Origin of the sequence: Pseudomonas sp. PB103 (assembly GCF_009764635.1) — a bacterium.
In the GTDB taxonomy this organism is placed as follows: Bacteria; Pseudomonadota; Gammaproteobacteria; order Pseudomonadales; family Pseudomonadaceae; genus Aquipseudomonas.
The window spans coordinates 34,310-61,267 of the sequence record NZ_RWIL01000150.1 but is presented as its reverse complement, the minus strand read 5'-3'; the positions used below and the strand labels follow the sequence as shown (position 1 = coordinate 61,267).

29 protein-coding genes and 1 pseudogene are annotated in these 26,958 nt (G+C 58.5%); 11 read left to right on the top strand and 19 right to left on the bottom strand.

Annotation, left to right across the window (positions count from 1 at the left end):
• Positions 1–281: 281 nt before the first annotated feature.
• The 10 genes and pseudogenes from EJA70_RS26910 to EJA70_RS26870 all read right to left on the bottom strand — a co-directional run bounded on the left by EJA70_RS26910 (position 282) and on the right by EJA70_RS26870 (position 10,147).
• Entirely contained in the window at positions 282–512 is a 231-nt protein-coding gene (locus EJA70_RS26910) for a hypothetical protein (RefSeq protein ID WP_008082703.1), read from the bottom strand.
• Between the two features lie 121 nt (positions 513–633).
• The gene (locus tag EJA70_RS26905; protein WP_158834930.1) at positions 634–864 is read right to left on the bottom strand and encodes a hypothetical protein; all 231 of its coding nucleotides are present in this window, start codon (positions 862–864) and stop codon (positions 634–636) included.
• A 71-nt stretch (positions 865–935) separates the two neighbouring features.
• Positions 936–1,457, bottom strand: a complete 522-nt coding sequence (locus EJA70_RS31480; protein ID WP_371924624.1) for an ATP-binding cassette domain-containing protein — start codon at positions 1,455–1,457, stop codon at positions 936–938.
• A gap of 648 nt (positions 1,458–2,105) precedes the next feature.
• Positions 2,106–2,459 (bottom strand): annotated as a pseudogene (locus tag EJA70_RS31475) (ATP-binding cassette domain-containing protein); the annotation flags it as partial.
• A 260-nt stretch (positions 2,460–2,719) separates the two neighbouring features.
• A complete protein-coding gene (locus tag EJA70_RS26895; protein WP_158834941.1) occupies positions 2,720–3,757 on the bottom strand; it encodes a DNA topoisomerase IB in 1,038 nt (345 codons plus the stop codon).
• A gap of 72 nt (positions 3,758–3,829) precedes the next feature.
• Positions 3,830–4,909, bottom strand: a complete 1,080-nt coding sequence (modC, locus tag EJA70_RS26890; RefSeq protein ID WP_158834924.1) for a molybdenum ABC transporter ATP-binding protein — start codon at positions 4,907–4,909, stop codon at positions 3,830–3,832.
• A gap of 3 nt (positions 4,910–4,912) precedes the next feature.
• A complete protein-coding gene (gene modB / locus EJA70_RS26885; protein WP_008082690.1) occupies positions 4,913–5,593 on the bottom strand; it encodes a molybdate ABC transporter permease subunit in 681 nt (226 codons plus the stop codon).
• Positions 5,594–6,361: a molybdate ABC transporter substrate-binding protein gene (modA, locus tag EJA70_RS26880; protein WP_008082689.1), complete on the bottom strand. Its 768-nt coding sequence runs from the start codon at positions 6,359–6,361 to the stop codon at positions 5,594–5,596.
• Positions 6,362–6,516: 155 nt separating this feature from the next.
• Positions 6,517–7,596 (bottom strand): nitronate monooxygenase family protein, encoded by a 1,080-nt coding sequence (locus EJA70_RS26875; RefSeq protein ID WP_158834921.1) that lies wholly within the window; start codon positions 7,594–7,596, stop codon positions 6,517–6,519.
• Positions 7,597–7,696: 100 nt separating this feature from the next.
• On the bottom strand, positions 7,697–10,147 hold the full coding sequence (locus tag EJA70_RS26870; protein ID WP_158834918.1) for an autotransporter: 2,451 nt from the start codon (positions 10,145–10,147) through the stop codon (positions 7,697–7,699).
• Positions 10,148–10,335: 188 nt separating this feature from the next.
• On the opposite strand from EJA70_RS26870, the gene EJA70_RS26865 reads away from it, so the two are divergent.
• Together EJA70_RS26865 and EJA70_RS26860 are read left to right on the top strand one after the other, a co-directional pair.
• Entirely contained in the window at positions 10,336–11,319 is a 984-nt protein-coding gene (locus EJA70_RS26865; protein WP_158834915.1) for an MDR family oxidoreductase, read from the top strand.
• A 62-nt stretch (positions 11,320–11,381) separates the two neighbouring features.
• Complete coding sequence (locus EJA70_RS26860) at positions 11,382–11,840, top strand: GyrI-like domain-containing protein (protein WP_158834912.1); 459 nt, start codon at positions 11,382–11,384, stop codon at positions 11,838–11,840.
• Here EJA70_RS26860 and ada read toward each other — a convergent pair.
• The 4 genes from ada to EJA70_RS26840 all read right to left on the bottom strand — a co-directional run bounded on the left by ada (position 11,837) and on the right by EJA70_RS26840 (position 14,478).
• Positions 11,837–12,901, bottom strand: coding sequence for a bifunctional DNA-binding transcriptional regulator/O6-methylguanine-DNA methyltransferase Ada (gene ada, locus EJA70_RS26855; RefSeq protein WP_158834909.1), 1,065 nt, complete (start codon positions 12,899–12,901; stop codon positions 11,837–11,839). The two genes, EJA70_RS26860 and ada, sit on opposite strands and share 4 nt — an antisense overlap.
• 100 nt (positions 12,902–13,001) lie before the next feature.
• Entirely contained in the window at positions 13,002–13,667 is a 666-nt protein-coding gene (alkB, locus tag EJA70_RS26850; RefSeq protein ID WP_158834938.1) for a DNA oxidative demethylase AlkB, read from the bottom strand.
• A 306-nt stretch (positions 13,668–13,973) separates the two neighbouring features.
• Complete coding sequence (locus tag EJA70_RS30890) at positions 13,974–14,147, bottom strand: hypothetical protein (protein WP_178117003.1); 174 nt, start codon at positions 14,145–14,147, stop codon at positions 13,974–13,976.
• A gap of 28 nt (positions 14,148–14,175) precedes the next feature.
• Entirely contained in the window at positions 14,176–14,478 is a 303-nt protein-coding gene (locus EJA70_RS26840) for a DUF1883 domain-containing protein (RefSeq protein ID WP_016984992.1), read from the bottom strand.
• Between the two features lie 211 nt (positions 14,479–14,689).
• Between EJA70_RS26840 and EJA70_RS26835 the strand changes: the two genes are divergently transcribed.
• Together EJA70_RS26835 and EJA70_RS26830 are read left to right on the top strand one after the other, a co-directional pair.
• Positions 14,690–15,046 (top strand): hypothetical protein, encoded by a 357-nt coding sequence (locus tag EJA70_RS26835; protein WP_008082674.1) that lies wholly within the window; start codon positions 14,690–14,692, stop codon positions 15,044–15,046.
• Between the two features lie 72 nt (positions 15,047–15,118).
• Entirely contained in the window at positions 15,119–15,349 is a 231-nt protein-coding gene (locus tag EJA70_RS26830) for a hypothetical protein (protein WP_008082673.1), read from the top strand.
• A 3-nt stretch (positions 15,350–15,352) separates the two neighbouring features.
• On the opposite strand, the gene EJA70_RS26825 is transcribed toward EJA70_RS26830, so the two are convergent.
• Together EJA70_RS26825 and EJA70_RS26820 are read right to left on the bottom strand one after the other, a co-directional pair.
• On the bottom strand, positions 15,353–15,634 hold the full coding sequence (locus EJA70_RS26825) for a hypothetical protein (RefSeq protein WP_045123167.1): 282 nt from the start codon (positions 15,632–15,634) through the stop codon (positions 15,353–15,355).
• A gap of 144 nt (positions 15,635–15,778) precedes the next feature.
• Positions 15,779–15,964, bottom strand: a complete 186-nt coding sequence (locus tag EJA70_RS26820; protein WP_158834906.1) for a hypothetical protein — start codon at positions 15,962–15,964, stop codon at positions 15,779–15,781.
• Between the two features lie 258 nt (positions 15,965–16,222).
• On the opposite strand from EJA70_RS26820, the gene galU reads away from it, so the two are divergent.
• From galU to gorA, 3 genes are all read left to right on the top strand, one after another.
• Positions 16,223–17,062 carry a UTP--glucose-1-phosphate uridylyltransferase GalU gene (gene galU, locus EJA70_RS26815; protein ID WP_008082670.1) on the top strand — a complete coding sequence of 280 codons (840 nt, stop codon included), beginning with the start codon at positions 16,223–16,225 and terminating at the stop codon, positions 17,060–17,062.
• A 292-nt stretch (positions 17,063–17,354) separates the two neighbouring features.
• Positions 17,355–18,881 (top strand): MFS transporter, encoded by a 1,527-nt coding sequence (locus EJA70_RS26810; protein ID WP_256677747.1) that lies wholly within the window; start codon positions 17,355–17,357, stop codon positions 18,879–18,881.
• Positions 18,882–18,987: 106 nt separating this feature from the next.
• The gene (gorA, locus tag EJA70_RS26805) at positions 18,988–20,346 is read left to right on the top strand and encodes a glutathione-disulfide reductase (protein WP_158834903.1); all 1,359 of its coding nucleotides are present in this window, start codon (positions 18,988–18,990) and stop codon (positions 20,344–20,346) included.
• On the opposite strand, the gene EJA70_RS26800 is transcribed toward gorA, so the two are convergent.
• A complete protein-coding gene (locus tag EJA70_RS26800; RefSeq protein ID WP_158834901.1) occupies positions 20,343–21,359 on the bottom strand; it encodes a DNA-binding protein in 1,017 nt (338 codons plus the stop codon). The genes gorA and EJA70_RS26800 overlap by 4 nt on opposite strands.
• 177 nt (positions 21,360–21,536) lie before the next feature.
• Between EJA70_RS26800 and EJA70_RS26795 the strand changes: the two genes are divergently transcribed.
• The 3 genes from EJA70_RS26795 (at position 21,537) to ahpF (ending at position 24,862) form a co-directional block, all read left to right on the top strand.
• Positions 21,537–22,475, top strand: a complete 939-nt coding sequence (locus tag EJA70_RS26795) for a site-specific integrase (RefSeq protein WP_158834898.1) — start codon at positions 21,537–21,539, stop codon at positions 22,473–22,475.
• A 136-nt stretch (positions 22,476–22,611) separates the two neighbouring features.
• On the top strand, positions 22,612–23,175 hold the full coding sequence (gene ahpC / locus EJA70_RS26790; protein ID WP_007912224.1) for an alkyl hydroperoxide reductase subunit C: 564 nt from the start codon (positions 22,612–22,614) through the stop codon (positions 23,173–23,175).
• Between the two features lie 124 nt (positions 23,176–23,299).
• Positions 23,300–24,862, top strand: coding sequence for an alkyl hydroperoxide reductase subunit F (gene ahpF / locus EJA70_RS26785; RefSeq protein WP_158834895.1), 1,563 nt, complete (start codon positions 23,300–23,302; stop codon positions 24,860–24,862).
• A 168-nt stretch (positions 24,863–25,030) separates the two neighbouring features.
• On the opposite strand, the gene gloA is transcribed toward ahpF, so the two are convergent.
• Positions 25,031–25,552, bottom strand: coding sequence for a lactoylglutathione lyase (gloA, locus tag EJA70_RS26780; protein ID WP_158834893.1), 522 nt, complete (start codon positions 25,550–25,552; stop codon positions 25,031–25,033).
• Positions 25,553–25,691: 139 nt separating this feature from the next.
• On the opposite strand from gloA, the gene EJA70_RS26775 reads away from it, so the two are divergent.
• Positions 25,692–26,210, top strand: coding sequence for a DUF4946 domain-containing protein (locus EJA70_RS26775; RefSeq protein ID WP_158834933.1), 519 nt, complete (start codon positions 25,692–25,694; stop codon positions 26,208–26,210).
• 218 nt (positions 26,211–26,428) lie between these two features.
• Here EJA70_RS26775 and EJA70_RS26770 read toward each other — a convergent pair whose 3' ends face one another.
• Positions 26,429–26,794, bottom strand: a complete 366-nt coding sequence (locus tag EJA70_RS26770; RefSeq protein ID WP_007912217.1) for a histone-like nucleoid-structuring protein, MvaT/MvaU family — start codon at positions 26,792–26,794, stop codon at positions 26,429–26,431.
• Positions 26,795–26,958: the final 164 nt, after the last annotated feature.

The following is a 26,958-nucleotide window of genomic DNA, read 5'->3' as shown; positions in this document are numbered from 1 at the left end:
CGGCGCCGCCGCTCCTGGCCCAAAAGCTCCCCACTCTTATCGTTGCTGTTAGTCATAAACATAACCGTTTGCCTATCCCTTATCGTAAGGGGGAAACGGTGTCCTGTCTTTCATGGGGCTCGTTCACACTGTAAGCGCGCAGATGTGAGGATTGTGTGAAAAGAAACAGTTTGGCCAGGAAAGTCTGAAAGTGCCGCGCAATCGATCACTCGGCAACACTGCAATTGCCGTTCAACGCCCCGCGAACCTTGCGGCGGGGCGATTGGTTGGTACCGTGATGATTATCTGAAGCGTGGCAGTGGCCGATCCACAGGTTTGAGCGCCGACAACGTGTTGCGAATCAGCGGGGCATCCTTCTCGATGTCGTTCAGCCGATCACGAATGCGCAGGGCTGTCGGATGGCCGCCTTGGTGATCGACCCAGTCGGCGATCTCCTTGCAAGCGGCTGCGAGGCGCGCCTGCCGGGCGTCGAGCAGGGTGAGGAGGGTGGTGATGGACTCTTTTTCGGACATGGAACACCTCCGTTCTATGAAACCGCTGAGCTGCAGCAAAAAGCCCGCGAGTGGCGAGCCTTGTGCCGTTGGGGTGCTGCTCCCTCAGCTGGTTTCAGTATAGACCCGGTTATGATCGGCATCAGCCGGAAACCTCGCGGGCCGGTATGGGCGAACTGACTGCATTGAGGCGCTGACATTCGCGCTGTGCGTCCTCCTGGGCGTCGTAGCCGTCGCCGATGAAACCGCCAGTGCGGGTGTCGCAGATGCGAAACCAGCCAATGGCTTCGGCGGGATCGTGCTGGCTTTCGCCGGCGCGCCGACCGTGAATAATGATCTTGTTGCAACGCTTCACGACGAAAATGTCTTCCATGGCGTCACCGCAGTTGATTCGTGTCAGATCAACTATAGAAGCCTGCGGCAATCGTGCAAAAAATAGACAGCTCAACTCGTCGGTTGCCAGTGCCAGCCGGCGGGGTGCCAAGTGAGCCAATGGCTGGGATGCAACCCATGGAGAAAGGTCAGATCGTGGGAAACGGCGACAATCGCGCCCGGAAATGTCTGCAAGGCTTGTTCAAATGCCTGTACCGAAGACAAATCAAGGTGATTGGTCGGTTCATCGAGCAACAGCAGTTGCGCCGGCGTCTGGCGCCATAACGCCAATGCGAGAGCGGCTTTCAGCCGTTCACCGCCGCTGAGCAAGTCACAGGGTTGCGTCACGCGTTGTGCATTCAGTTGCAGCTGGGCCAGGTAACTGCGCAAGGTGCCTTGGTTGAGCGGTGTCTGCTGGGCCTGCAATTGTTCAACGATGCTGGTTTGGGCATCCAGTATCTTCAGTTGCTGATCGAGAAACGCAAAAGGCACATGGGTGCTGCATTCACCGCTCACAGGTGCCAGTTCTGTCGCGAGCATTTTCAGCAGGGTCGACTTGCCACAGCCGTTCGGGCCACTGATGGCAATGCGCATCGGGCCGTGGATGTTCAGATTCACGCGGCGGGTCAACGCATCCACCGGCAGCCACGGCAGACAGGCGTCCACCAACGTGCACACTTGGCGACCGCTGGGCACAACACTGCCAGGCAGGTTGATCAACACTCCGTCATCCGGCACGACTCGGGCGTATGCCTCGCGAACTCGCTCGTCCAGATCGGCTTTACGGGCCTGATGGCCGACTTTGATCTGGCCCATGATGTCCTTCGCGGCGGCTTTCATGGCCGACCGCTCCATGCTGGAGACGTTGGCCGTTTCGGCATTGCGTCGGCTGCCGGCGGCGTGACGCTGGATCGTGTCGTGCTCGCGTTGCAGACGCGCGCGGTGCCGCTGGCGCTCAATGCGTGCCTGATCAAGCTGCGCCTGAGCCGCCGCCCGTTGGCGCTGGCGTTGTTCTACGAAATCCGCGTAACAGCCGCTGAACACCGTCGCGCCCAACGACGTGAGTTCGACGATCCTGCGCATGTGTTGCAGCAACTGCCGATCATGGCTGACCACAATCAGACCGCCGCGCCATTGTTCGAGCCTGCTCATCAGCCATTGCCTGCCGGCGCTGTCCAGATGATTGGTGGGCTCATCGAGTATCAGCAATTGCGCCTGGCTCAACAGTGCGCCAATCAGGGCGATCCGGGCCTGCTGACCGCCGCTGAGATGTTCCGTCAGATCCGTCGCATCGAGCTCACTGAGCCCGGCCTCGTCGAGAAGCTGGCGAAGGCGCTCTGCCAGGTCCCATTGCTCGCCGATGGTGTCGAAATCGTCATCGGTGGCGCTACCGAGTTTCAGCCGTTGCAAGGCCGCGAGCACTGAAGCCGTGCCCGTCGCTTCGGCGATCGACTGGCCGGACATGGCGACGAATATTTGCGGGACATACCGCACTGCTACCGCTTGCACCACACTGCCAGCGGTAGGCTGCAGATAGCCGGCGATCAGCTGTGCAAGCACACTTTTGCCGACCCCGTTGCGCCCCACAATGGCGGTCGGCACGTGATCGAACGTGAGATTCAGTGCGTCGAAAATCGTCTCGCCGTTGGCGAATTGAAAGCTCAATTGGTTCAGAGAGACGAGTGCAGGCGTACGCGAGACGTGAGTCATCGGCACCTCCAGAAAAATGTCGTGAAAACTGACATGCGCCGTTGACGGCGTGTCGCGAATGCATTTTTAAAGGGCCGGGTTGTTCACTTCTGCGGTCGTCCTGGGAGGGAGAAAGGTGGCTAGCCTAGAGGACGATGGGCAATCGATCAAGGCGTGTCTGTCATCTCGCTCATGCGTTCGAGAAACATTGCCAGCGCCACTTCCTCGGCACGCAAGCCTTTGCGAATGCGCGGTCGCGGTAATTCGGCGAGGGCGCCGAGCATGAATTTTTCCACCACAGCGGGGTGGATGTAGCACTTGCGACACACCGCAGGCGTATTGCCCAGCTGCTTGGCGACACCCTTGACCATCTCCACCACATGCCGCTTGGCTTCGGTCTCCGTCTCATGGCTCAGCTCTCGCAGCACCGCCAATGCGAGGGCGCTGCCGGCCCAGGTGCGGTAATCCTTGGCGGTGAAGTCGGCGCCGGTGAGCGTTTGCAGGTAGGCGTTGACGTCCGAAGAACTGACCGTGTGTCGTTCACCGTTTTCATCCAGGTACTGAAACAGGTTTTGCCCGGGAATCTCCAGGCAGCGCTTGATGATGCGCGCCAGGCGCCGATCCTTGACGGTGATCTGGTGTTCGATGCCGCTTTTGCCGCGAAACTGGAACAGGATCGCACTGCCGTTGACTTCAACGTGGCGGCTGCGCAGCGTGGTCAGACCATAAGAGCGGTTGTCACGGGCGTACTGTGTATTGCCGACGCGAATAAGCGTGGCGTCGAGCAAGGTGATCACTGTGGCCATGACCTTGTCGCGACTGAATCCAGGCGCCTCCAGCAGCGTTTCCAGTTGCTTGCGCAGTTTTGGCAATGCCAGCCCGAATTCACGCAGACGCGAATACTTGTCAGCATCGCGCACTTCGCGCCAGCGCGAGTGATAGCGATATTGCTTGCGGCCACGGGCATCACGGCCGGTGGCTTGCAGATGGCCGCGCGGGTCGGGGCAGATCCACACATTGGTGTAAGCCGGCGGCACGGCGAGGGCGTTGATGCGTTTGATCTCGTCGGGGTCGGTGATGCGCTGGCCGGACCGCTCGAAATAACTGAATTTACCGCGCAGTTTCTTGCGGGTGATACCGGGCTGCGTGTCATCGACATAGTGCAGGTCGGATGGCAGAGCATCGATCAACTCGGTATCGGGCATGGCGGCTTCCTTCGGTGGCGCGGTGGTCTGTAAAACCATTGACCGCGCGCCGTTGCCGTGGTGCCGAATGATTTACGCAAGTACGGCGACAGCCTTGATCTGCGCCCAGAGTTGCTGGCCCGGATGCACGCCCAACTGATCGCGGGAGAACCGTGTGATCCGCGCCAGCAACGGCGTCCCGCCGGCGTCGAGACGGATCAGCACATGCGCGGCGTTGTCCGCCGCCTGCTCGCTGACCACTGTGACCGGCAGGCGATTTAGGATGCTGCTGAGTTCGTTGTTTTGCAGAGTCAGACTGATGTCGCGCGCGTGCACCTTGCAGCGCAGGGCCTGGCCCACTGACATCGGTGCGTGCGTCACGCGGATGTTCATTGCGGTCGCGGGCAATTGCAGGCTGAGCAATTGATACTCAGCATCGTAGGCACTGACTTGCCCCTCGATGATCACGCCCGCGTCATCACCCATGGCCATCGGCAGATCGAGGCGCGCAAGGGTTTCGCCGATCGGGCCACTGGCCAGCGCTTTGCCTTCGCTGAGCAACACCAGGTGATCGGCCAGACGGGCGACTTCGTCCTGTGCGTGGCTGACGTACAGCACCGGAATATCCAGTTCGTCGTGCAGGCGTTGCAGGTATGGCAGGATTTCGCTTTTGCGCTGGCTGTCGAGCGCGGCGAGGGGTTCGTCCATCAGCAGCAGTTTCGGACTGGTCAGCAAGGCGCGGGCGATGCCGACCCGCTGGCGTTCACCCCCGGACAAATGCTGCGGATGACGCTCGAGTAAATGGCCAATGCCGAGCAGTTCGGTGGCTTGCGCCATGTCGACGCGACGCTGGGATCTGGCAATGCGCTTGAGGCCGAATTGCAGATTGGCCAGCACGGACAAGTGTGGAAACAGGCTGGCTTCCTGAAACACATAACCCAGTGCGCGCTTGTGTGGCGGGACAAAAATGCCGTTATCGCTGTCTTGCCAGATTTCGTCGTTGATTTGCACGTAACCGTGTTCGGCGCGTTCAAGCCCGGCAATGCAACGCAGGCAAGTGGTCTTGCCTGAGCCGGAATGGCCGAACAGCGCGGAGACGCCGCGGCCCGGCAAGTGCAGGTCGACGTCGAGGTTGAAGCCGGAATAAGCCAGTTGCAGACGTGCATCGATCATCGATCAGCTCCAGCCAGCGCGAGTCTTGCGGCTGGAGTACAGCGCCAGCAACACCAGGAACGAAAACACCAGCATCGCACCGGCCAGCCAGTGCGCTTGCGCGTATTCCATGGCTTCGACGTGATCGTAGATCTGCACCGAAACCACGCGAGTCTTGTCGGGGATGTTGCCGCCGATCATCAGCACGACGCCGAATTCACCGACGGTGTGCGCGAACCCGAGGATCGCCGCTGTCACAAACCCAGGCCGAGCGAGCGGCAGAATCACGCTGAAAAAAGTGTCCCATGGATTGGCGCGCAAGGTCGCGGCCACTTCCAGTGGGCGGGTGCCGATTGCCGAGAACGCGTTTTGCAACGGTTGCACCACGAACGGCATGGAATAGATCACCGAACCGATTACCAGCCCAGTGAAGCTGAACGTCAGGGTGCCCAGGCCCAGCCATTGGGTGAACTGGCCGAGAAAGCCGTGCGGGCCCATCATCAACAGCAGGTAAAAGCCGATCACGGTCGGCGGCAACACGAGGGGCAGGGCGACGATCGCCCCGATCGGGCCGCGCAACCAGGAACGGGTGCGCGACAACCACAGGGCAATCGGAGTGCCGACCACCAGCAGGATCGCGGTGGTCAGGGACGCCAGTTTCAGGGTCAGCCAGATCGCCGCGAAATCGGCACTCGTCAGCGACATTTAGAGCTGGTAGCCGTAAGACTTGATCACCGCCGCGGCTTTCGGACCTTTGAGGTATTCAACCAGAGCCTTGGCGGCGGCGTTGTCTTTGCCTTTGTTGAGGATTACCGCGTCCTGTTTGATCGGGTCGTGCATGCTGGCCGGCACGATCCACGCCGAGCCGCTGGTGACTTTGCCATCCTTGAAGATCTGCGACAGAGCAACGAAGCCCAGCTCGGCGTTACCGGTGGAAACAAACTGGTAGGCCTGAGTGATGTTCTGGCCTTCAACGATTTTGGTTTTGGTTGCTTCGGTCAGCTTGAGCTTTTCCAGCACTTGGGTGGCAGCCAGACCGTATGGCGCCGCTTTTGGATTGGCGATAGACAGGTGCTGGTATTCGTTCTTTTTCAGAACTTCGCCTTTGGCGTCAACGTAACCTTCTTTCGCCGACCACAGCGCCAGGGTGCCGATGGCGTAAGTGAAGCGCGAGCCTTTGACGGTATCGCCTTCCTTCTCGAGTTTTTCCGGAGTGGTGTCGTCTGCCGAGAGGAACACTTCAAACGGCGCGCCGTTTTTGATCTGGGTGTAGAACTGACCGGTGGCGCCGTAGGCTGCGACCAGTTTGTGCCCGGTGTCTTTTTCGAAATCGGCGGCGATCGCCTGGATCGGTGCGGTGAAGTTGGCTGCGACAGCCACTTGCACTTCATCAGCCTGGGCGGCACCGACGGCAAACACCGCCAACAAGGTGGCCAGGCAGGTAGGGGCAAAACGTGAGGCACGAATGGTCATGTAACAGCTCCGTTGTTGGCGTGTGCAGAGGGCAGTTATTGTTGGAGGTGGACCGCCCGATGCGAGGGGTGAAATCGCTATATAGCGAAATATATAGCGAAATGCCGCTAAACGGAAAGTGTTGCTTTAAGCAATGCCAACAGGGGTGGCATCGCTCATCGTGATCGCTCTTGACCCTGAGTCAGTTTCTGCAGTCCACCCTCGGCCAATTGCCGGGTCAGCTCCGCGCTGCCGACATCGCGGCCCAAGGTGAACGCCTGACCGGCCCAGAGGTTGGCAAACTGCGATTCGTTTTTCGCCCGCAACGGCATCAACGCGCCTCCAGCTAACGGAAAGGCCGGTGCCGCCGGCGACATCGGGCCCAGCTCGCGCATCACGCGGTTGAGAATACCCCGCGCCGGGCGGCCGGTAAAAAGATTGGTGATGGCGGTTTCACTTTCTTTGGCAGAACGCAGAGCCTGGTGATGCGCGGCACTGACCTTCGCTTCTGGCGTGAACAGATACGCCGTGCCCACTTGCACCGCCGCTGCGCCCAACATGAATGCTGCCGCGACACCCCGAGGATCAGCAATAGCCCCGGCGGCAATCACCGGCACACTCACAGCATCGACGACCTGCGGCAGCAGCGCAAACGTGCCGACCTGGCTGCTCAAATCTTCACTGAGAAACATCCCGCGATGACCGCCAGCCTCATAGCCCATGGCGATGATCGCATCACAACCGTTGTGCTCCAGCCATACGGCTTCTTCGACAGTGGTGGCCGAGGACAAAATTTTCGCTCCCGTGGCCTTGACTCGATCGAGCAAGGATTGCTCCGGCAGACCGAAGTGGAAACTCACCACCTGCGGGCGAAACTCTTCCAGCACTTCGCATGCCGCCGCATCGAATGGCGCGCGGTTGGACACCGGCGTCGGCGCATCAAAATCGACGCCCAGTTCACGGTAGTAAGGTTCCAGCAGATTCTTCCAGGCACTCGCGCGTTGCTCATCCGCCGCTGGGGGCTGATGGCAGAAGAAATTGACGTTGAACGGTTTGGTGGTGTGTTGGCGAATGGTCTGCAGGGCTTCGCGCAATTGCTCGATACTCAGCATCGCCGCCGGCATCGAACCGAGGCCACCGGCGTTGCACACGGCGATCACCATGGATGCGTTCGTTGCACCGGCCATCGGCGCCTGAATGATCGGCAACTCGATGCCGAGAAGATCAAGAATGCGGGTATCTGGCCATTGGCTCATGACAGCGGTTCTCCGAACAACGAAACGGGCAGAGCCGGTTTTTTAGCAGTAAAACCCGGCTCAGGGCCAGTTCGAAATTCAGAACCTGTTGTTCAGGTTTTCAGCGGCGGTGAAAGCCGCCACCTCCACCGCCGCCAAAAGAATGGTTCATGAATTGCGAAGAGTTGTGAAAGTTGTTGGTGCGCTGGTTACCAAAATTGCGTGCAGCGGATTCACGGTTGAGGTTCTGCAATTGCGCATTGTTGTTGATCGGTGCTGTTCGTGTGCCGCCGCCCCCGACCATTGACTGCCAACCGTTGTCGGTCTTCTTGTACACGTTGCCATCGTGGCCGGCGTAAACGTTGTCACCGATGTGCGCGGCACCGCCGTTGCGTCCATGAATGCCGCCAAATTGCGTGGTGTTGCCGGTGTTGGGGTTGTAGACCGCGCCGCGATTGGCCGTCACTTGCGTACCGTTGCGCACATTTCCCGCAGTCACGCGGCCACCGGCGATGGCCCCACCGTTCGGGCCGACCACTTCACCGCTGCGCCCGGCGGCGTAGTTACCGGTGTAGACGTTGTGCACTGCGCCACGTTGCCCGGCAGCGGCGACCCCGGTGCGCGAGTTGTAGGAGGAACCGACCTGACCGGCCCAGCGATTGCCCGTCCAGGCGTTATAACCCGCGCCGTAGCGGCTGACAGTCGCTCGATCTCCCCACTGATGATAAATATTGCCGGTGGTGCCTGCCCAGCCGCCGGGCCCCCAGGCCACTGCGCCACCGTGATAACCGTAAGCCGCGCCGCCCCACGCCAGCGGCGCGGGATACAAGTGCGGGCCCCAGGCGTAACCCCAGCCGTAATTGCCCCACCACGGATAGGCGCCCCATCCCCAACCCATCGCGACCGTGCTGCCGCCCCAGCTCCAGCCGAAACCGAAACCGAACGTCCAGCCTGTCCAGGGTGTGTAGCGGATGGCGACACCGAAGCCGTAAGTAACGGGCGGCCCATACCAGACGTTACCCACCCACGGCGTATACGGATAACCGGTGCCATAGACCACGACGCCGGTGGCCGGGTCCAGATTCGAACCTTGGTAACCGGGGGTGTAACCGACCACTACGGTGTCGCCGCTGGCCTCGTAGACTTTGACGTAGGTGAGGTAATGCATGGGCGAGCTTGGCGGAATCGAGTAGATCACCGCCGGCACGACACTGGCCACAACCCATGGTCCGTTGACCGTGGTGGAGGTGAACCAGATACCGTTTTCGACCGCGTACCAACTGTCGTTGTCGACGCGGATAATCGGCGTGGCGCTGTTGACCACGTATTGCAATGGCGTGCTGTTGATGGCTTTGAGTTGTGGCTCGCCATCGAACTGTGGCGCGGTCATTTTCACAGCGCTTTTCTTGATCGCCGAAGTCTGTGGAATCGTCGCAGCAATAGCGGCTTCCTTGGCTTGCGGGGTGCCGGCGACTGAGGCTTTGACGTTCTCTTTCGGGCTGTCATCGGGAATGTTGGCGAAATCTGCAGGCAGTTTATCCGCCGAGGTAAACGTCCATGGCCCATTCATGTCATTGGCGCGAAACCAGCGCCCGGAGATCAGCACGTAACTGTTCTGGTCGCCAATCTCCTTGAAGATGTGTCCGGTGGTGTTGCTCACGTACAACAGGCGGGTGCCCTGAATCGGCAACCATTGCGCGGCACCATCGGTGACGAGCAGTTCGGTAGGTGTGGTGGCGATGAAAATTTTCGGTTGCGGCGGTTTGGCCAGGCTGGGCACCTTGTCTTTGGGATCACTCTGACCGGTCAGCAAGTCGACTTGCCGACTCTTGATCGCGGCCTGTTTGGCTTGCTCCAGATCAGCCGGTGGCGAGGGCAGGCGGGCGTAATCACCGTTCAATCGGTCGGCAACCATCCAGCCATCGAAGACATGCAGATAGTGTTTGCCTTGCGCATCCTTGAGCAGCAGCGGACGCGTGTTGATCACTCGCTGCAAGTCGGTGCCTTCGACAGGCCGATAGGCCGCATCGCCATCGATGTACACCAGCAGCGCCGGGACATCGGAACTGACAATGGTGGGCGGGGTATTTTCCAGTGGCGCGCTGTCGGCTTTCTGTTCTGCCGAGAGCACGCCGACGGCCGCTTCCAGTTGATCCAGCGAAATGGTTTTCTTGCGACTGTCGGCGTCTTTCTGCAGGGCCGCGAGCCAGGTCTGCGATTGACTGGCATCCGCCGGGAAATCCGCCTTGATGATCTTGTACTGGTCGAGCGCGATCCAGCGCGTGGCCTTGTCGACGAGTGTGTGGGCACTGAACTGGACGATACCGTAGGTGGATTTGCCATCGGCACCACTGGCTTCGACGGCGGCGCGCGCGTTCAGGGTGTAGCCATCCCAACTGTCGAGTTGCGGCTGGTACAACGTCAGTTTGGCCTTGCCGCTGGTGATGACCTGAGGCCAGGCCGGCTCGCTCGGTGCCGCCTCGGTAGCCTTGCTGGCAGGCGCCGCCCAAGTATTGCCAATGCTCAGCAGACCCACCATCAACATCATGAACAGCGCACGCGGGTAAGACATTGTCAGCTCCATCGACAGACCGTTTGCCTGGGAAAAAACCGCGAATCCACGGTCGTCGAAAAAGCATAGTCGCCCGTCATGGAAATACCCGGTCGATTCGCGGATTGGCAGAAAGTCGAGTGTGGCAATGTGTTGCGATGTGGTATTTCAACGCACGACATTCTGAAAATCCGTCCTGCGAGGCCATCATGTTCAATGCCATTGTGATCGACAAAGACGACAGCGGTTATCGCGCCAATCTTCAGCAACTCAATGACGATCAGTTGCCCGAAGGCGATGTAACGGTGCGCGTCGCCTACAGCACGCTGAATTTCAAGGATGGTCTGGCGATTACCGGCAGCAGTCCGGTGGTGCGCAAGTTTCCGATGGTGCCGGGGATCGATCTGGCCGGAACGGTCGAGGTCAGCTCGCACCCGGACTATAAAGTCGGCGACCAAGTCCTGCTCAATGGTTGGGGAGTGGGCGAAAACCATTGGGGCGGGTTGGCACAGAAAGCCCGGCTCAATGGCGACTGGTTGATCCCGTTGCCCAAAGCCTTTACCGCAGCGCAAGCGATGGCCATCGGCACGGCGGGTTATACGGCGATGCTGTGCATTCTGGCGCTCGAGCGCAACGGCGTGACGCCGGATCAGGGCGAGGTGCTGGTCACGGGCGCCAATGGCGGGGTCGGCAGTTTCGCCATCGCACTGCTCAGCCAGCTCGGCTATCGCGTGGTAGCGTCCACTGGCCGGGTCGCCGAGCATGAATACTTGCGGCAATTGGGCGCCAGCGAAATCATTGATCGCGCCACGTTGTCCGAGCCGGGCAAACCCTTGGCCAAAGAGCGCTGGGCGGCGGTGATCGACTCTGTTGGCAGCCACACGCTGGCGAATGCCTGCGCCAGTACCCGCGCCGAAGGCACGGTTGCTGCGTGCGGTCTGGCTCAGGGCATGGATTTTCCGGCGTCCGTGGCGCCGTTCATTTTGCGTGGCGTTACGCTGGCCGGGATTAATAGTGTCACCCAGCCAAAGGCGCGACGTTTGCACGCCTGGGACCGTTTGGCCAGGGATCTGGACTTCGCCTTGTTGTCATTGATCAGTCACGAAATCGCCTTGAGCGAAGCGATCGACGCAGCGCCAAAACTGCTCGCGGGACAGCTGCGCGGACGGGTTGTGGTAGACGTCAATCGCTGACACAGTAATCGCCATCGCGGCGCTGCACAGCCGCACTCAATCAGCAGGGAGCGGATTTTTCGATGGACTTGAAACGACAGCAGATCGACGCGTTCACGGTCTCGGGTCTGCGTGTGCGCACGACCAATGCAGTAGAACCCAACCCTGGAACAGCGAAGATTGACCCGATGTGGGGTGAGTTTTTCGCTAAGGGCTTGGCCGAGGGTATTCCCGGCAAACGCGCCGGTTCTCCGATCTACGGCGTGTATTCGGCTTATGAGTCCGACGCCTCTGGCGCATTCGATGTCACGGCGGGTGTTGCGGTGGATGAGGCCTCTTTGGATTTCCAGTCAGTCACCATTGAAGCAGGCGACTATCTGGTGTTCGAGGCGCAGGGGCCGTTGCCTGATGCGGTGATTGCCACCTGGGGCAAGATCTGGACGTTCTTCGAGGCCAACCCACAAATTCAACGACGCTACGCGACTGATTTCGAAAGCTACACCGGCCCCGAGTCAGTCGCGGTCCATATCGGTATTCGCTAAGTCAGCTCACGCTCAAGCAACTGACGTTTGCGCTCAACACCCCAGCGATAGCCGGATAGATTGCCGTCACTGCGCACCACGCGATGGCAGGGGATCGCCACGGCCAGCCGGTTGGCGCCACACGCCTGGGCCACGGCACGCATGGACGTTGGGGCGCCGATGCGTTGGGCAATGTCGGCGTAACTGGCAGTGCTGCCAGCGGGGATTTCCCGCAGCGCTTGCCACACGCGCTCCTGAAACGCCGTGCCACGGACATCCAGAGGCAAATCCAGGCCAATCGCCGGCGCTTCGACAAAACCTACGACCTTGGCAATCAACTGCTCAAAACCGTCATCGGCGCCGATCAGATTCGCCTTGCGAAATTGATCCTGCAGATCGCAGACCAGTTGATGCGGATCATCGCCCAGCAGAATTGCGCACACCCCGCGTTCGCTTTGCGCGACCAGAATCGCCCCTAGCGAGCATTGGCCGACGGCGAAACGAATGTCGTTGTTTTGCCCGGCAGCGCGATAGTCGCCGGGTTTCATGCCCAGCACGTGATCGGCTGCCTCGTAAAATCGGCTGTTGGAATTGAATCCCGCGTCATACAACGCATCCGTCACTGAACCACCGTCAGCCAAGCGTTCGCGCACTTTGCGCGAGCGATGGGCGGCGGCATAGCCTTTGGGTGTGAGGCCGGTGGCGGCTTTGAATATGCGGTGGAAGTGAAACGGGCTCAGTCCGGCGGTGTCGGCCAGTTGATTGAGCGAAGGTAACGTCTCGGCAGATTCGATCTGGCGGCAGGCCGTCGCTACGGTCGCGGCATGCTGCGCGGCGACTTCACTTTGATCCTTGCCGGCGCGCTTGCTCGGCCGGTAACCCGCTGCCTCGGCCTGTTCGGCGGTGTCGAAAAACTCGACATTCTGCGGCTTCGGCAAGCGTGCGAGGCTGCTTGGGCGGCAATAGATGCCGGTGGTTTTGACCGCATAGACAAACTGCCCGTCTGCCCGAGGGTCCCGGGCAGTCACGGCGGCCCAGCGTGGATCGTCTTCGATGTTAAGGGTGGTCGAAAGCGTTTTCATGAGCGGTAGTCCGTTGGCCTGTTTGATTCAGGTTAACCAGCGGGGCGGGACGCAACACTCCGGGCCTTGCGGTCAAACTCTGCCGGCGATCCTTTTGTATTTATCCTGCAACGCGGAAGGTCAGGTTGATCCGCTGTTCGCCGAGGCGCGGGTGTCGACCTTGCTTGATCGGCAACACGCCATGGAAGCGCAAACGGTCAACGCCGCCCCAGATCACCATATCTCCATGCAGCAGCGCAATACGCTGGCTTTTGTCACTGCGATTGAAACCGCCAAACAGAAACATCGCCGGTAACCCGAGCGACAGCGAAACGATCGGTGCTGCGTAGGCCTTTTCGTCTTTGTCTTGATGCAATGACATCTTGGCGCCTGGGACATATCGGTTGATCAGGCAGGAATCGGCGTCGAACCCGGCAAAGTCTGCGCGTGCCGCCGCCGAATGAGCCAGCTCGGCAAACACTGGCGGCAACGCCGGCCATGGCAATCCGCTCAGCGGATCGACACTTGAATAGCGATAGCCAGTGCGATCAGTGATCCAGCCCAGCGCCCCACAACTGCTGGTGGCCACTGACATGCTGAAACCGCCCGGCGTCATCATGTGACGCAGGGGCGCTGCGAGCAGAATCGACTCCAGCGTGGGCAACAGTTGCTCGATCAACGGCAGGGCAAAACCGCGCAGCAGCCACGACTGTTCGCCAATTTGCTCGGCGCGCGGTTGCTGCTCGGGTTCGTGGTCGGCGAATAGATCGAAATTGCTCGGTTGCATGCTAGTCACAAAGCGTCGTGAAAGATGATGCCTAGGGTATGCCGATTGTCACTGTCAGGCGACTGACGCAGTGACACAGGGTCACCGGTATTGGCCGTCGATTACACCTTGCGCTCCAGTAGCGAGCGAATAATGACGCAGCCGTGCTGATCCAGCTGGTGTTCCAGGTTTGCCCAATCGAGCGTTTCCAGCCGGGAAGGGGACATCGACATGCTGATTCCTTGACTCAAGGTCGAGGCGGTCAGTCTGGGCTTAGCGTTGCGGCAGAACACTCCGCCGCTTGCGGTCGAACTCCCCGACGGGGTGTTACAGGGCTTTGCTGACGGCGATATCGCTGATGACGTCTTGCGGATCATGGAGTTTGTCGAGCTCGGCCTTGGCTTCTGCTTCGGTGCCGTTTACCAGTTGCGCGAACTCGAAACGGCGCTCACCGTTGAGCTTGTACTTGATGACGTATTTGGTCGTTTGGGCCACGGTCATGCTTACCTGTCTGAATGGGCGGGGCGGCTCAGCTGAGTTTGGTGCTGGAGCGACGGATGATCTTGATCGAGTGGGTCAACGTCGGTTTGCGCGTAACGCTGATCGGGCGACGGTTGACGGTGTCGATGGTGATGTTCCAGAAACCGGTGCTCGGTGCAGTGATGCGGGCCGGAAACGTGTCGAAAGCGCCGCCGTGATAAGTGTGGCGACCGCCATTTTTAAAGCTGCGGAAATTGGCGTCGTTCATCAGACGGATGTTGCACATTTGCGAGCATTGGATGACGACGATGTCGTCTTCGTTGAGGTGCTCGCGCTGGTGAATAAATTTCATGGGCGCCTCCAGAAGGGCTTTTTCTACAAAATCAAAACGATAGCTTGTCGATTGGGCGCAGTTTATCAGCCCGCACGGGTTATTATCTGGCCGTCGGGCGTTGGTTTGACAATTTTGAACAGATATTCGCAATCGGATGCGGGTTAAATGCAGAAGGCCCCGGAGAAAAACGGCATTTGTGCTGTCGGACGGTCTTTAACGGAGGTTTTGTATGAAGTGGGGTGTGGTGTGTGTGCCGTTGATTCTGGCTATGGGTGGTTGCGCGAGTGTTTCCGAAATCAATGAAACGCTGCCGACCATGAGCGTGATCTCCGGTAAGAAACCCCATGAATATGCGCAGTGCCTGGCCGAAAAGCTCGCGGACAGCCGTGGCGCGTTGCAGTTGCAGCCGCACAAGGACGGGGTTCGGGTAATCGTCCCGGGCAAACTGTCTTCCGGCCCGGCCGCGGTCTTTGATATCGAAGACCGCTCTGGCGGCAGCAGCATCAAGCTGCATGAGCGTATGTCCAACGTACCTGTGCGCCCGCGCGATGTGCGTAACGCTGCCAATGCCTGCATTTCTGGCTGATAGACTCTTCAGTTATCAGCATCGATGCCGTCACAGTCCTGCTGTGGCGGCATTTTTCTTTATGGAGTCGCGATGAAGCGAGAGCAAGTACGGGAGCGCCACGTAGAGGGCCTGATCTCTGCCACCCATGTGATTCAAAACCCCGCGAATCCGGGGGAGTGGATCGTTTTTTTCAAGAAAAGCGCCGGGCGCAGTTACTTCCTGGTCGACGATAACGACGAAGTCGAATCCTTCAACCGGCTCGACGACTTGATCGAAGTCGTGCGCGGCCTGGGGATCAAGTTCGCCGAAATCCACATGTAACGGCTATTTGCAGACCACGACGACGCTGCGGTTTTTGTAATTGCCGACGTCGACGCCGAGGGTTTTGTCGCTTTCCTTGGGCTGCGGCGTACCGTCAGTCCCGACGATGCGATACCCGGTACCGGCGCAGGAGGCATCTGCCTTTTCGTAGCAGGTGGCCCACGAGTTGGCCTCGCCCGAGCAATCGATGGACAGGCCCTGTTCGCCGTTGTTCAGGTAAGTGGTCTCTGAGGTCGCGCAGCCGCTCAGCGCCAGTACCGCAAGAAGGGGCAGCAATTTATTCATGTTCATGGTTATGTCGTCTTCAGCGTGGGGGACTAGACGCTCTGACAGCGCCGGTGTGAAAAGGTTATAGCGATTGGCCACTTGTTTGCACGCGGGTACAAAAAAGCCCTGCACATGGGCAGGGCTGGGGGCGTGTCGCCTTGATCAGTCCTGATCTTTACCACGACGCTTCGCCGACGCAGGCGTGTCGGTAAACACCGATGCCACATCAGTCGCCATTTGCTCGCTGTCGAAGGGGCCGGCGATGTGCTCGCCGTTGCTCGTGGTCAGCGCCCACTTGCCGTCTTTTTTGTCGATCACATACCCGTTGACGATTTTTACCGCGGCCATCTATCTGTCTCGTTCGCTGGTTCAAAGGCGCCATGATACCGGCAAATGCTCGCATTGGGGGGCGATGCGCGTATGGTGATGCAGTTTGGCGGCATCTTTGGGCTAAGCTGATTTCGCTGCCTGAGGGCGCCAACGGAACTATCGGCGAGAATATTTCTCTATGATGGCATCGGTTAGCCAGTGCGGGGCATTGTAAGGTGCACGCCGCCTGATTAGACTGCGCCGAAACTCGTACACACAGCCTTTTCAAGGACTTATATGATCAAGAAATGCTTGTTCCCAGCAGCCGGTTACGGTACTCGCTTCCTGCCAGCGACTAAAGCCATGCCCAAAGAAATGCTGCCGGTGGTAAACAAGCCACTGATCCAGTACGGCGTTGAAGAAGCTCTGGACGCTGGCCTGACTGAAATCTCCATCGTGACCGGTCGTGGCAAACGCGCGCTGGAAGACCACTTCGACATCAGCTACGAGCTGGAAAACCAGATCAAAGGCACCGACAAAGAGAAATACCTGGTCGGTATCCGCAAACTGCTCGACGAGTGCTCGTTCTCCTACACCCGTCAGACCGAAATGAAAGGCCTGGGCCACGCGATCCTGACCGGTCGTCCGCTGATCGGTGACGAACCGTTCGCCGTGGTACTGGCGGACGACCTGTGCGTCAACCTCGACGGCGACGGCGTACTGACCCAAATGGTCAAGCTGTACAAGCAGTTCCGCTGCTCGATCATCGCCATCCAGGAAGTCGATCCAGAGGAAACCAGCAAGTACGGCGTAATCGCTGGCGAAATGATCCGCGACGACATCTATCGCGTGCACAGCATGGTCGAGAAGCCAAAGCCGGAAGACGCGCCGTCGAACCTGGCGATCATCGGTCGTTACATCCTGACCCCGGACATCTTCGACCTGATCGAACAAACCGAGCCAGGCAAAGGCGGCGAGATCCAGATCACCGACGCCCTGATGAAACAAGCCCAGAACGGCTGCGTCATGGCCTACAAGTTCAAAGGCAAGCGTTTCGACTGCGGTGGTGCTGAAGGCTACATCGAAGCGACCAACTTCTGCTTCGAGAACTTCTACAAGACTGGCAAGGCTTACTAAGAGCGCTTGATTGGTTTGTAGTGACTTTGCATTGTGTCATTGGTGTAAACGTCAAAAAACGCCCCGACTGGTTCGGGGCTTTTTTTTGCGCCGAAAAAAGTGTGTATCCACGCGTAAGGGTTCGCACATGGAAGAAAATTTCCGAGTTGTAATATGAAACAAATGAGTAATTGCTAGCGCGGCTCTTCGCTGTTGAACTCATCAAGCCTCGCCATGGATGTGCGCAGGTAAACCTTGCGCGGCTGTTTGCATGAGTCCGCGGAATCAAGATCGCAGCATAAGGAATTTGCCAGTGCCGCTTACCCGTGAGGTTACACACAGCGCAAAATCTATGCGTTGGTTTGGCTTGAGTGTATTGATGTTGCCAGTGCTACTGGTAACCGTTGATAACACCGTACTGGGTTTCGCATTACCCAAAATCGCCGAAGCTTTGCGCCCGAGTGCCAGTCAACAACTGTGGATGATCGACGCCTACTCGTTGGTGCTCGCCGGACTGCTGGTGTCCATGGGAAGTCTGGGAGATCGGGTCGGGCACCGCAAGTTGCTGCTTATCGGCTCGCTCGGATTTGCTGTGGTATCGGTGCTGACCGCTTATTCCGAGACGGCCTTGCAGTTGATCATCGGGCGTGCCTGCATGGGGATTTTCGGGGCGATGCTGATGCCTTCCACATTGGCATTGATACGTTCGGTGTTTGAGGATCGAGAGGAGCGCAGGCTGGCTGTCGCGATCTGGGCCACGACATTGACCGTTGGTTCGGCTCTGGGGCCTTTGGTGGGCGGAGTGTTGCTGCAGTTCTTTGATTGGGGCGCTATTTTTCTGTTGGCGGTACCCGTTCTGATTCCGCTGTTGGTGTTGGGTCCGCTATTGCTTCCTGAGTCGGAGCGTGATGCATCTGGGCCCTTGGATCCGATCAGCATTCTTCAGTCGATGGTCGCCTTGGGTGGTATCGTTTACGGCATCAAACATGCCGCCAGTGAAGGTGTTGACGGGGTCGTGCTGGGGGCCGTTCTGGTCGGCGTATTGGCGGGCTGGATTTTTGTCCGGCGCCAGTTACGTCTTCCGGTGCCGCTGATGGATATGACTCTGTTCCGCAACGGGACTTTCAGCGGGGCTGTTCTGATCAATTTGATGAGTCTTGCGTTCCTCGTCGGTTTTGTTTTCTTCACCACTCAGTTTTTGCAGATTGTCCTGCAGATGTCGCCTTTGAGTGCGAGCCTGGCGTTGGTGCCGGGCCAAATCATGGCGATTGTGGTTGGAATGGCGGTCGTCCCGGTCGCTCAGCGTATGCCTGTGCATGTGCTGATACCGATTCTGGTGGCCTTCGCCGCTGCGGCGTTTTTACTTGTGGCCAGCATGGGCAGTAGTCTTGCGGTATTGGTTGCGGCGTTCGCGTTGCTGAATATCGGAGTGGGCGCGATCACTACGGTTTCCAATGACGTGATTTTGTCGGCGGCGCCCCCAGCTAAGGCAGGTGCAGCTTCCGCTATCAGTGAAACAGCCTATGAGGTAGGCGTCGTTTTGGGGACGACGCTGCTTGGCGGCCTGGTTACGGCTCACTATCGCGCAGACTTGCAGCTTCCAGCGTTTTTGAGCAATGCCCAGACGATGCTGGCAAGTGAAACGCTGGCTGGCGCTAATCATGTGGCGACGGGGTTGGCGGGGGATCAAGCGCAACAGTTAATGCAGCAGGCGGGAAGTGCATTTGAAGGCGCAATTGCATTGGTATCGTGGGTTGCTTTCGGTTTGGCATTCATAGCGGTTTTGATCGCCTGGCGTACGCTGCGGTTACCAAAGGCTCAGTCCGCAGAATGTCGCTGATCAAAAGCTTGCTGCTCGAACCCTCGGCATTGGTCATCGGCATAACGGCAGAGGCTTGCTCAATGAGCATCTGCAGGTATGCTGATCCCCTGCCGAGGAGATAGAAATGGCTTACGATTTTGACCTTTATGTGATTGGCGCCGGTTCCGGCGGTGTGCGCGCTGCGCGTTTTGCGGCCGGTTTTGGCGCGAAAGTGGCGGTGGCGGAGAGCCGTTATCTGGGCGGGACCTGTGTCAACGTCGGCTGTGTGCCGAAAAAGTTGCTGGTGTACGGCGCGCATTTCGCCGAAGACTTTGAGCAGGCGTCCGGTTTTGGCTGGAGCCTGGGTGAGGCGAATTTTGACTGGGCGACGCTGATTGCCAACAAGGATCGCGAGATTAATCGCCTCAACGGCATTTATCGCAATTTGCTGGTCAACAGTGGCGTGACCTTGCATGAAGCGCACGCGAAGATTGTCGGCCCGCATGAGGTTGAGGTGAATGGTGAGCGCTTTACCGCGAATAACATTCTGATCGCCACCGGCGGCTGGCCACAGATTCCGGAGATTCCGGGGCGCGAGCATGCGATCGGTTCGAACGAGGCGTTCTTCCTCAAAGAACTGCCAAAACGTGTGCTGGTGGTTGGCGGCGGTTACATCGCAGTCGAGTTCGCCGGGATTTTCCATGGTCTCGGCGCGAACACCACGCTGCTGTATCGCGGTGATCTGTTCCTGCGCGGTTTCGATGGTTCGGTGCGCAAACATTTGCAGGAAGAACTGACCAAGCGCGGTTTGGATCTGCAATTCAATGCCGACATCGCGCGCATCGATAAACAGGCCGATGGCAGCCTCAAAGCCACTCTCAAGGATGGTCGCGAGCTGGAGGCGGATTGCATTTTCTACGCGACCGGTCGCCGTCCGATGCTCGACAATCTCGGACTGGAAAACACCGATGTGCAGCTCACCGACAAAGGCTTCATCAAGGTCGATGATCAGTACCAGACTACTGAGCCGTCCATTCTGGCGCTGGGCGACGTTATCGGTCGAGTGCAGCTGACGCCAGTGGCATTGGCGGAAGGCATGGCCGTAGCGCGTCGTCTGTTCAAGCCTGAGCAATACCGTCCAGTGGATTACAAGATGATCCCGACCGCAGTGTTCAGCCTGCCGAACATCGGTACAGTCGGTTTGACCGAAGAAGAGGCGCGCGAGGCTGGTCACGACGTGGTGATTTTCGAGAGCCGCTTCCGCCCGATGAAGTTGACCTTGACCGAGTGTCAGGAAAAGACGCTGATGAAGCTGGTAGTCGACGGCAAGACCGACAAAGTTCTCGGCTGCCACATGGTCGGCCCGGACGCTGGCGAAATCGTCCAAGGCCTGGCGATTGCCCTGAAGGCTGGCGCGACCAAGCGTGACTTCGACGACACGATCGGGGTACACCCGACGGCCGCCGAAGAGTTTGTAACCATGCGTACGCCGGTCGGCGCTTAAGCGTCCTTCGGTTTGGCTGAGTCTGGCGCTGCCGCAACGGTAGCGGCCAGACGTTGGCTTTCTTCCAGGCTCGTCTGAGCGTTGCTTAATGCCTTTTCCAGCGACTGATTGAGCAGCGTCTGCTCCTCGACGTTCAGCTTGAGTGTCTGGCTTTCCAGGGTGGCCACGCGCAAACGCTCCTGGAGGAGGGTGCGCTCGCTGTCGACGCGCGTCGCCTGTTCCAGCAATTGATCTTGACGCTGATTGCTTTGCTTGAGCTGATCCTGCATCAGGTTCAGTTCGCGCAGGGTGCCACGGTTTTCGGTCAGCAGGCGTTCGTTGTCACGATGCAGTTGGGTGATTTCGTCCTGGCGAACCAGTGCGCTTTGCTGCGCCTGACGCAGTTCTGCCTGAATCTGCTGCACCTGGCTTTCGTGGCGACTCTGCTCCTGTTCGCGCTGTTCTCTGGTGGCGTTGCGGTAGTGTTCCAGCGCATCGCGAGCGTGCAGATGCTTTTCTTCCAGCGAGCGGATCTGCTCGTCCTTGTCCTGCAAGCGCAATTCAAAGTCCGCCAATGCCTGGTTCAACCCGGCGTTGCGAGTTTGTTCGGTCTGCAACATCGAGCGCGTGTTGTTCAGTGCTTCGGACTCGCGCTCCAGCGCAGCGCCTTGAATGCCGTGCTCGTGCTCGATTTTTTCCAGCGCCTGACGAACTTGCTTCAACTCTGATTCCAGCGCCTCACGCTGTTCTTCGAACTGCTCGCGAGCCTGTTCGATGGGCTCCTGCGCCTGCTCTTTCAAGCGCTGAGCGAGACGGGAGACGAGGGCGGTCAACTCATCGTCGATGGGTTCTGCTGAGGCTTCGATCGGTTGAGCGCCGTCGTCCAGCTCCTTCAAATAGCGATGGATCGTGGTTTTCGAGCCGGTGTTGCCCATTTCGATGCGTACTGCATCGATGCTTGGGTGTTCGCCGCGCGCCAGGATTGCTGTGCGCGCAATCTGCACCAGTGCTTTGGTAATGCCGCCACGGGCCATGTCATCTCCTACGGTTTCGTACTGTGGTACATGCCACTAAAGTACGCAGTGTACCATCCTGAAAATAAAGGTAAACCTTTGAAATTAAAGACACGGGATATACTGGTATTACCCAGTGTCAGACGGCAAAATGCACATCTGCATCCCTGTATCAGTACGCCAGCGAGAAAACAGCCCATGAGCGATCTGGATCGCTATCTGCAAGCCGCCACCCGTGACAACACGCGCCGTAGCTATCGCGCGGCCATCGAGCATTTCGAAGTGAAGTGGGGTGGGTTCCTGCCGGCCACCGCCGATAGCGTTGCGCGGTATCTGGTGGCGCACGCGGGCGAGCTTTCGATTAACACCTTGAAACTGCGTCTGTCGGCGCTGGCGCAGTGGCACAACAGCCAAGGCTTTGCCGACCCGACCAAGTCGCCAGTGGTGCGCAAAGTGTTCAAGGGCATAAGGGCGCTGCATCCGGCGCAGGAAAAACAGGCAGAGCCGCTGCAGTTGCAGGATCTGCAGCGCGTCATCGATTGGCTGGAGCACGAAGTGCAAATCGCGCGCGAGCAGCAGGATCGTCCGTTACTGCTCAAGGCTTACCGTGATCGCGCACTGATTCTGCTGGGCTTTTGGCGCGGCTTCCGCAGCGACGAACTCTGCCGCCTGCAAATCGAACACGTGCAAGCGCACGCTGGCAAAGGCATCACCTTGTATTTGCCACGCAGCAAGGGTGATCGGGAAAACCTCGGGCAGACCTATCAAGCCCCGGCGCTGCTCAAGCTGTGCCCGGTGCAGGCTTATATCGACTGGATCACCGAAGCGGCGCTGGTGCGCGGCCCGGTATTTCGCAGCATCGACCGCTGGGGCAATCTGAGCGAGGAGGGTCTGCACGCCAACAGCATCATCCCTTTATTGCGCCAGGCATTGCAGCGCGCCGGCATCGCTGCCGAAAACTACACCAGTCACTCCTTGCGCCGTGGCTTTGCGACGTGGGCCCATCAAAGTGGTTGGGATCTGAAATCCCTGATGAGCTACGTGGGCTGGAAGGACATGAAGTCCGCCATGCGCTATGTTGAAGCCAGCCCATTCCAGGGGATGGCTCGGATTACGGATAACCCGGCTTCGTCGTAGATATCGTTTTCTTCTATTAATACAGTCAGCTAATAGCGAAAACAAATCAGCAGCATCAGGTTTGCCAATGAGCCATCCGTCGAGCGAGTGGGTAGGATTCACCCATCGAATTCACAACCCTGACGGAGAGTCATCAATGCCTATCATCAACAGCCAAGTAAAACCGTTCAAAGCTACCGCGTTCAAAAACGGCGACTTCGTTCAAGTCTCGGACGCTGACCTGAAAGGCAAGTGGTCGGTCGTGTTCTTCTACCCAGCCGACTTCACCTTCGTTTGCCCAACCGAACTGGAAGACCTGGCTGACAACTACGCTGCCTTCCAGAAACTCGGCGTAGAGATCTACAGCGTTTCCACCGACACCCACTTTGCCCACGCTGCCTGGCACAACACTTCGCCAGCCATCGGCAAAATCGAATACACCATGATCGGCGACCCGACCCACGCCATCTCCCGCAACTTCGACGTGCTGATCGAAGAAGTGGGCCTGGCTGACCGTGGCACCTTCGTGATCAACCCTGAAGGCCAGATCAAAATCGTTGAACTGAACGATGGCGGCGTTGGCCGTGACGCTTCCGAGCTGCTGCGCAAGATCAAGGCTGCTCAGTACGTTGCTGCTCACCCAGGCGAAGTTTGCCCAGCCAAGTGGAAAGAAGGCGAGGCCACTCTGGCTCCGTCCCTGGACCTGGTCGGCAAGATCTAAGTCTGTGACACGCAATTCAGGGCGGTACGCCGCACCTTCTTAAGTACGCTGCACCGCCCCCTAAAAATGCCCGGGCGAGATTCGCTCGGGCTTTTTTTCGCCTCAAATAAAGGAAATCGCCCGTATGTTGGACGCCAATCTTAAAGCCCAGTTGAAATCGTACCTGGAACGGGTCACCCAGCCGATCGAGATCGTTGCTTCCCTCGACGACGGTGCGAAATCCCGTGAAATGCTGGAACTGCTGAAAGACGTTGCCAGTCTTTCGAGCCAAATTACCTTGATCGACAGCGGTGACGATGCACGCAAGCCATCGTTCTCGATCAACCGCCCGGGCGCTGACATCAGTCTGCGTTTCGCCGGTATCCCGATGGGCCACGAATTCACTTCGTTGGTACTGGCCTTGCTGCAAGTCGGCGGCCACCCGTCGAAAGCCAGTGTTGAAGTGATCGAGCAGATTCGCTCGCTCAAAGGCGAGTTCAGCTTCGAGACTTACTTCTCGCTGTCCTGCCAGAACTGCCCGGACGTGGTCCAGGCGCTGAACCTGATGGCCGTGCTCAACCCGAACATCCGCCACGTCGCCATCGACGGCGCGCTGTTCCAGGACGAAGTCAACGATCGCAAGATCATGGCCGTGCCGAGCATCTACTTGAACGGCGAAAACTTCGGCCAGGGCCGCATGGGCCTGGAAGAGATTCTCGCCAAACTCGACACCGGCGCCATCGAGCGTCAGGCTGAGAAGATCAGCGCCAAAGACGCTTTCGACGTACTGGTCGTCGGCGGTGGCCCGGCCGGTGCTTCGGCAGCCATCTATGCCGCTCGCAAAGGCATTCGCACCGGTGTTGCCGCTGAACGCTTCGGCGGTCAGGTGCTCGACACCATGGCCATCGAGAACTTTATTTCCGTGCAGGAAACCGAAGGGCCGAAGCTGGCCACGGCATTGGAAGAACACGTCAAGCAGTACGACGTCGACATCATGAACCTGCAACGTGCCGACAAGCTGATCCCGGGCAAGAACGGCGAGCTGCACGAAATCCGCTTTGCCAGCGGTGCGACCCTGAAAGCCAAAAGCGTGATTCTGGCGACCGGCGCGCGCTGGCGTGAAATGAACGTCCCGGGTGAGCAGGATTACCGCAACAAAGGCGTGGCGTACTGCCCGCACTGCGATGGTCCGTTGTTCAAGGGCAAGCGTGTCGCGGTGATCGGCGGCGGTAACTCCGGCGTTGAAGCGGCGATCGACCTGGCCGGTATCGTGTCTCACGTAACGTTGCTGGAATTCGATGTGCAACTGCGTGCCGACGCCGTATTGCAGCGCAAATTGCACAGCCTCAAGAACGTTACCGTGGTCACCAGTGCGCAAACCACTGAAGTGACTGGCGACGGGCAGAAGGTCAACGGCCTGCGCTACAAGGACCGCAACACTGACGAACTGCGCACGGTCGAGCTGGAAGGGATCTTCGTGCAGATCGGTTTGCTGCCGAACACGGACTGGCTCAAAGGCACCATCGAGCTGTCGCCGCGTGGCGAGATCATTGTCGATAACCGTGGCGAGACTTCGATTCCGGGGATCTTTGCTGCTGGTGACGTGACGACTGTGCCGTACAAGCAAATCGTGATTGCGGTGGGCGAGGGCGCCAAGGCTTCGTTGAGTGCGTTTGATCACTTGATTCGCACGTCCGCTCCGGCTTAAACGTCCTGGCAGAAATGAAAAAACCCGTGAGCGATCACGGGTTTTTTATGCCTGACACACATCCAATTGTAGGAGTGAGCCTGCTCGCGATTGCGGCGGCACATTCAGAACATCATGGCCTGACACAGCGCAATCGCGAGCAGGCTCACTCCTACAGAGGGCTGTCAGTTACAGCGGGGTTGGCTGGATGATTTCGACCCAGTAACCGTCCGGATCCTTGATAAACGCCAGGCTCTTCATGCGGCCATCGGTCAGGCGTTTCTGGAAGTCGCAACCCAATTCTTCAAAACGTGCGCACGCAGCAACGATGTCCGGCACCGAAATGCAGATGTGGCCAAAACCACGCGGATCGGTGTTGCCGTTGTGGTAGGCGAAGTCTGCATCGTTCTCGGTGCCGTGGTTGTGAGTCAGTTCCAGAATGCCCGGGATCGACTTCATCCACTCGGTTCGTGCGGCGGCATCGGCCGGGATCTGTGCCTTGTCGACCAGCGCGAGGAAGTACAGGCTGAACTCAGCTTCGGCGAAATCGCGCTTCTCGACCAGCGAGAAACCCAGTACGCGGGTGTAGAAGTCCAGGGACTTGGTGATGTCTTTCACACGCAGCATGGTGTGGTTGAAAACGAAGTTGCGGGTTGCGCTGTCTGGCGTGGCGGTGACGCCGGGGAAAGTGTTCAGTTCGTGCAGGCTCATGGGCCCTCCAATAACAATGGGCGAGTGAATGGGCGCAATGATACGCATGCCTGCCAGCATCGCCAAATGAAAGGGCGGACTTGCCCTGCGCGCGGGCGGGGCTCAGACTTTGTCGCTCAATCTGCGAGTGCGTGCGGCAATGATCCGACTGTTCAAACCCCTGTTAGTTTGTTTTGCGTTTTCTGTTGCTGCCGCTGACGTATCGGCGGCCGAGCCCGGCATTACCTGGCCGGCGGGTTGGGAGGTGGAAGCACTGCCTGATGCATCAGCGCAGGTTTCCCGGCAGCGGGCGGTTAAAAACGATGCCGATGGCAATCAGGTGATGGTGATGGAGTTGACCATGACGCAGGTAGAAGCCGGCCATCAGGTCAACTTGCAGGGCGTGCTGCTGGAGATGCGCAAGTCGATCCAGAAAGACTTTTTCCAGGGCGGTTATCAAAGCGTCTGCAACAAAGTGCACCCGGCGACGCTGGGGTCTTTGTCTGCTCTGGAAACCACTTGCACGATCACCGAAAACGGCCGGCATGTTTTGTCGCAAACCTTGGTGGCAGCGGTCGAGGCGGATAAGGCGTACGTTCTTTCCTATGCCGGACAGGCCGAGGTTTATAAAGCGAGCGCCGAAGAAATAGTGGCGGTGAGAAACAGCCTGAAACTTTAACGCGCTGTTCTATTGCCGCTCGGTTAGATACCCGAACGGATTAAGCACAAAGTTTAACCGTGGCGCTGATCGCAACATCGCGGCGCAAAATATTTTAGCGCTCTACCGCCGGCACGTTACAGGACGATCTCAACTTGCTCGATGAAAATCATTTCATTTGTTAGATATTGTCAATAAAAAAGCCCTGCATCGAGCAGGGCTTTTTTGTTGGCGTGGAATTAACCGCGCAACCAGGAATCAACGGTGGCTGCACCGTATTGTTCCTTCCAGGCTTTCAGGCCACGGTGGTTGCCACCCTTGGTTTCAATCAGTTCACCGGTGTGCGGGTTGTGATAAACCTTGACCACGCGTGCGCGGCGGGTTTTAGGGGCTGCAGAGGTTTGCAGACCGGATTTTGCCGGGTTCGGATCGAGAATGGCGATGATGTCTTTCAGGCCTTTGCCGTAGGTTTTCATCAGCCCCTGGAGCTTTTCTTCGAATTCGATTTCTTTCTTCAGCCCGGCATCGTTCTTCAGCGACTCCAGCTGCTTGAGCTGTTCCTGAAGGGCCTTTTCAGCTGCACGAAATTCAGCGAGTCTGGACAATATCTTTACTCCAATAGTGTATTTGGCTGATACCAACCGCAAACAAAGCTGTAAGCCAAGAGCCTTGAAGCGACTCGGTGATAAGTGGCTCACCTGCCAATCTTGCTCAGGTTGAAAAAATTGTAGTAGTTAATGCGCTCAGAGTAAATCCTGTTGTTGTCTTC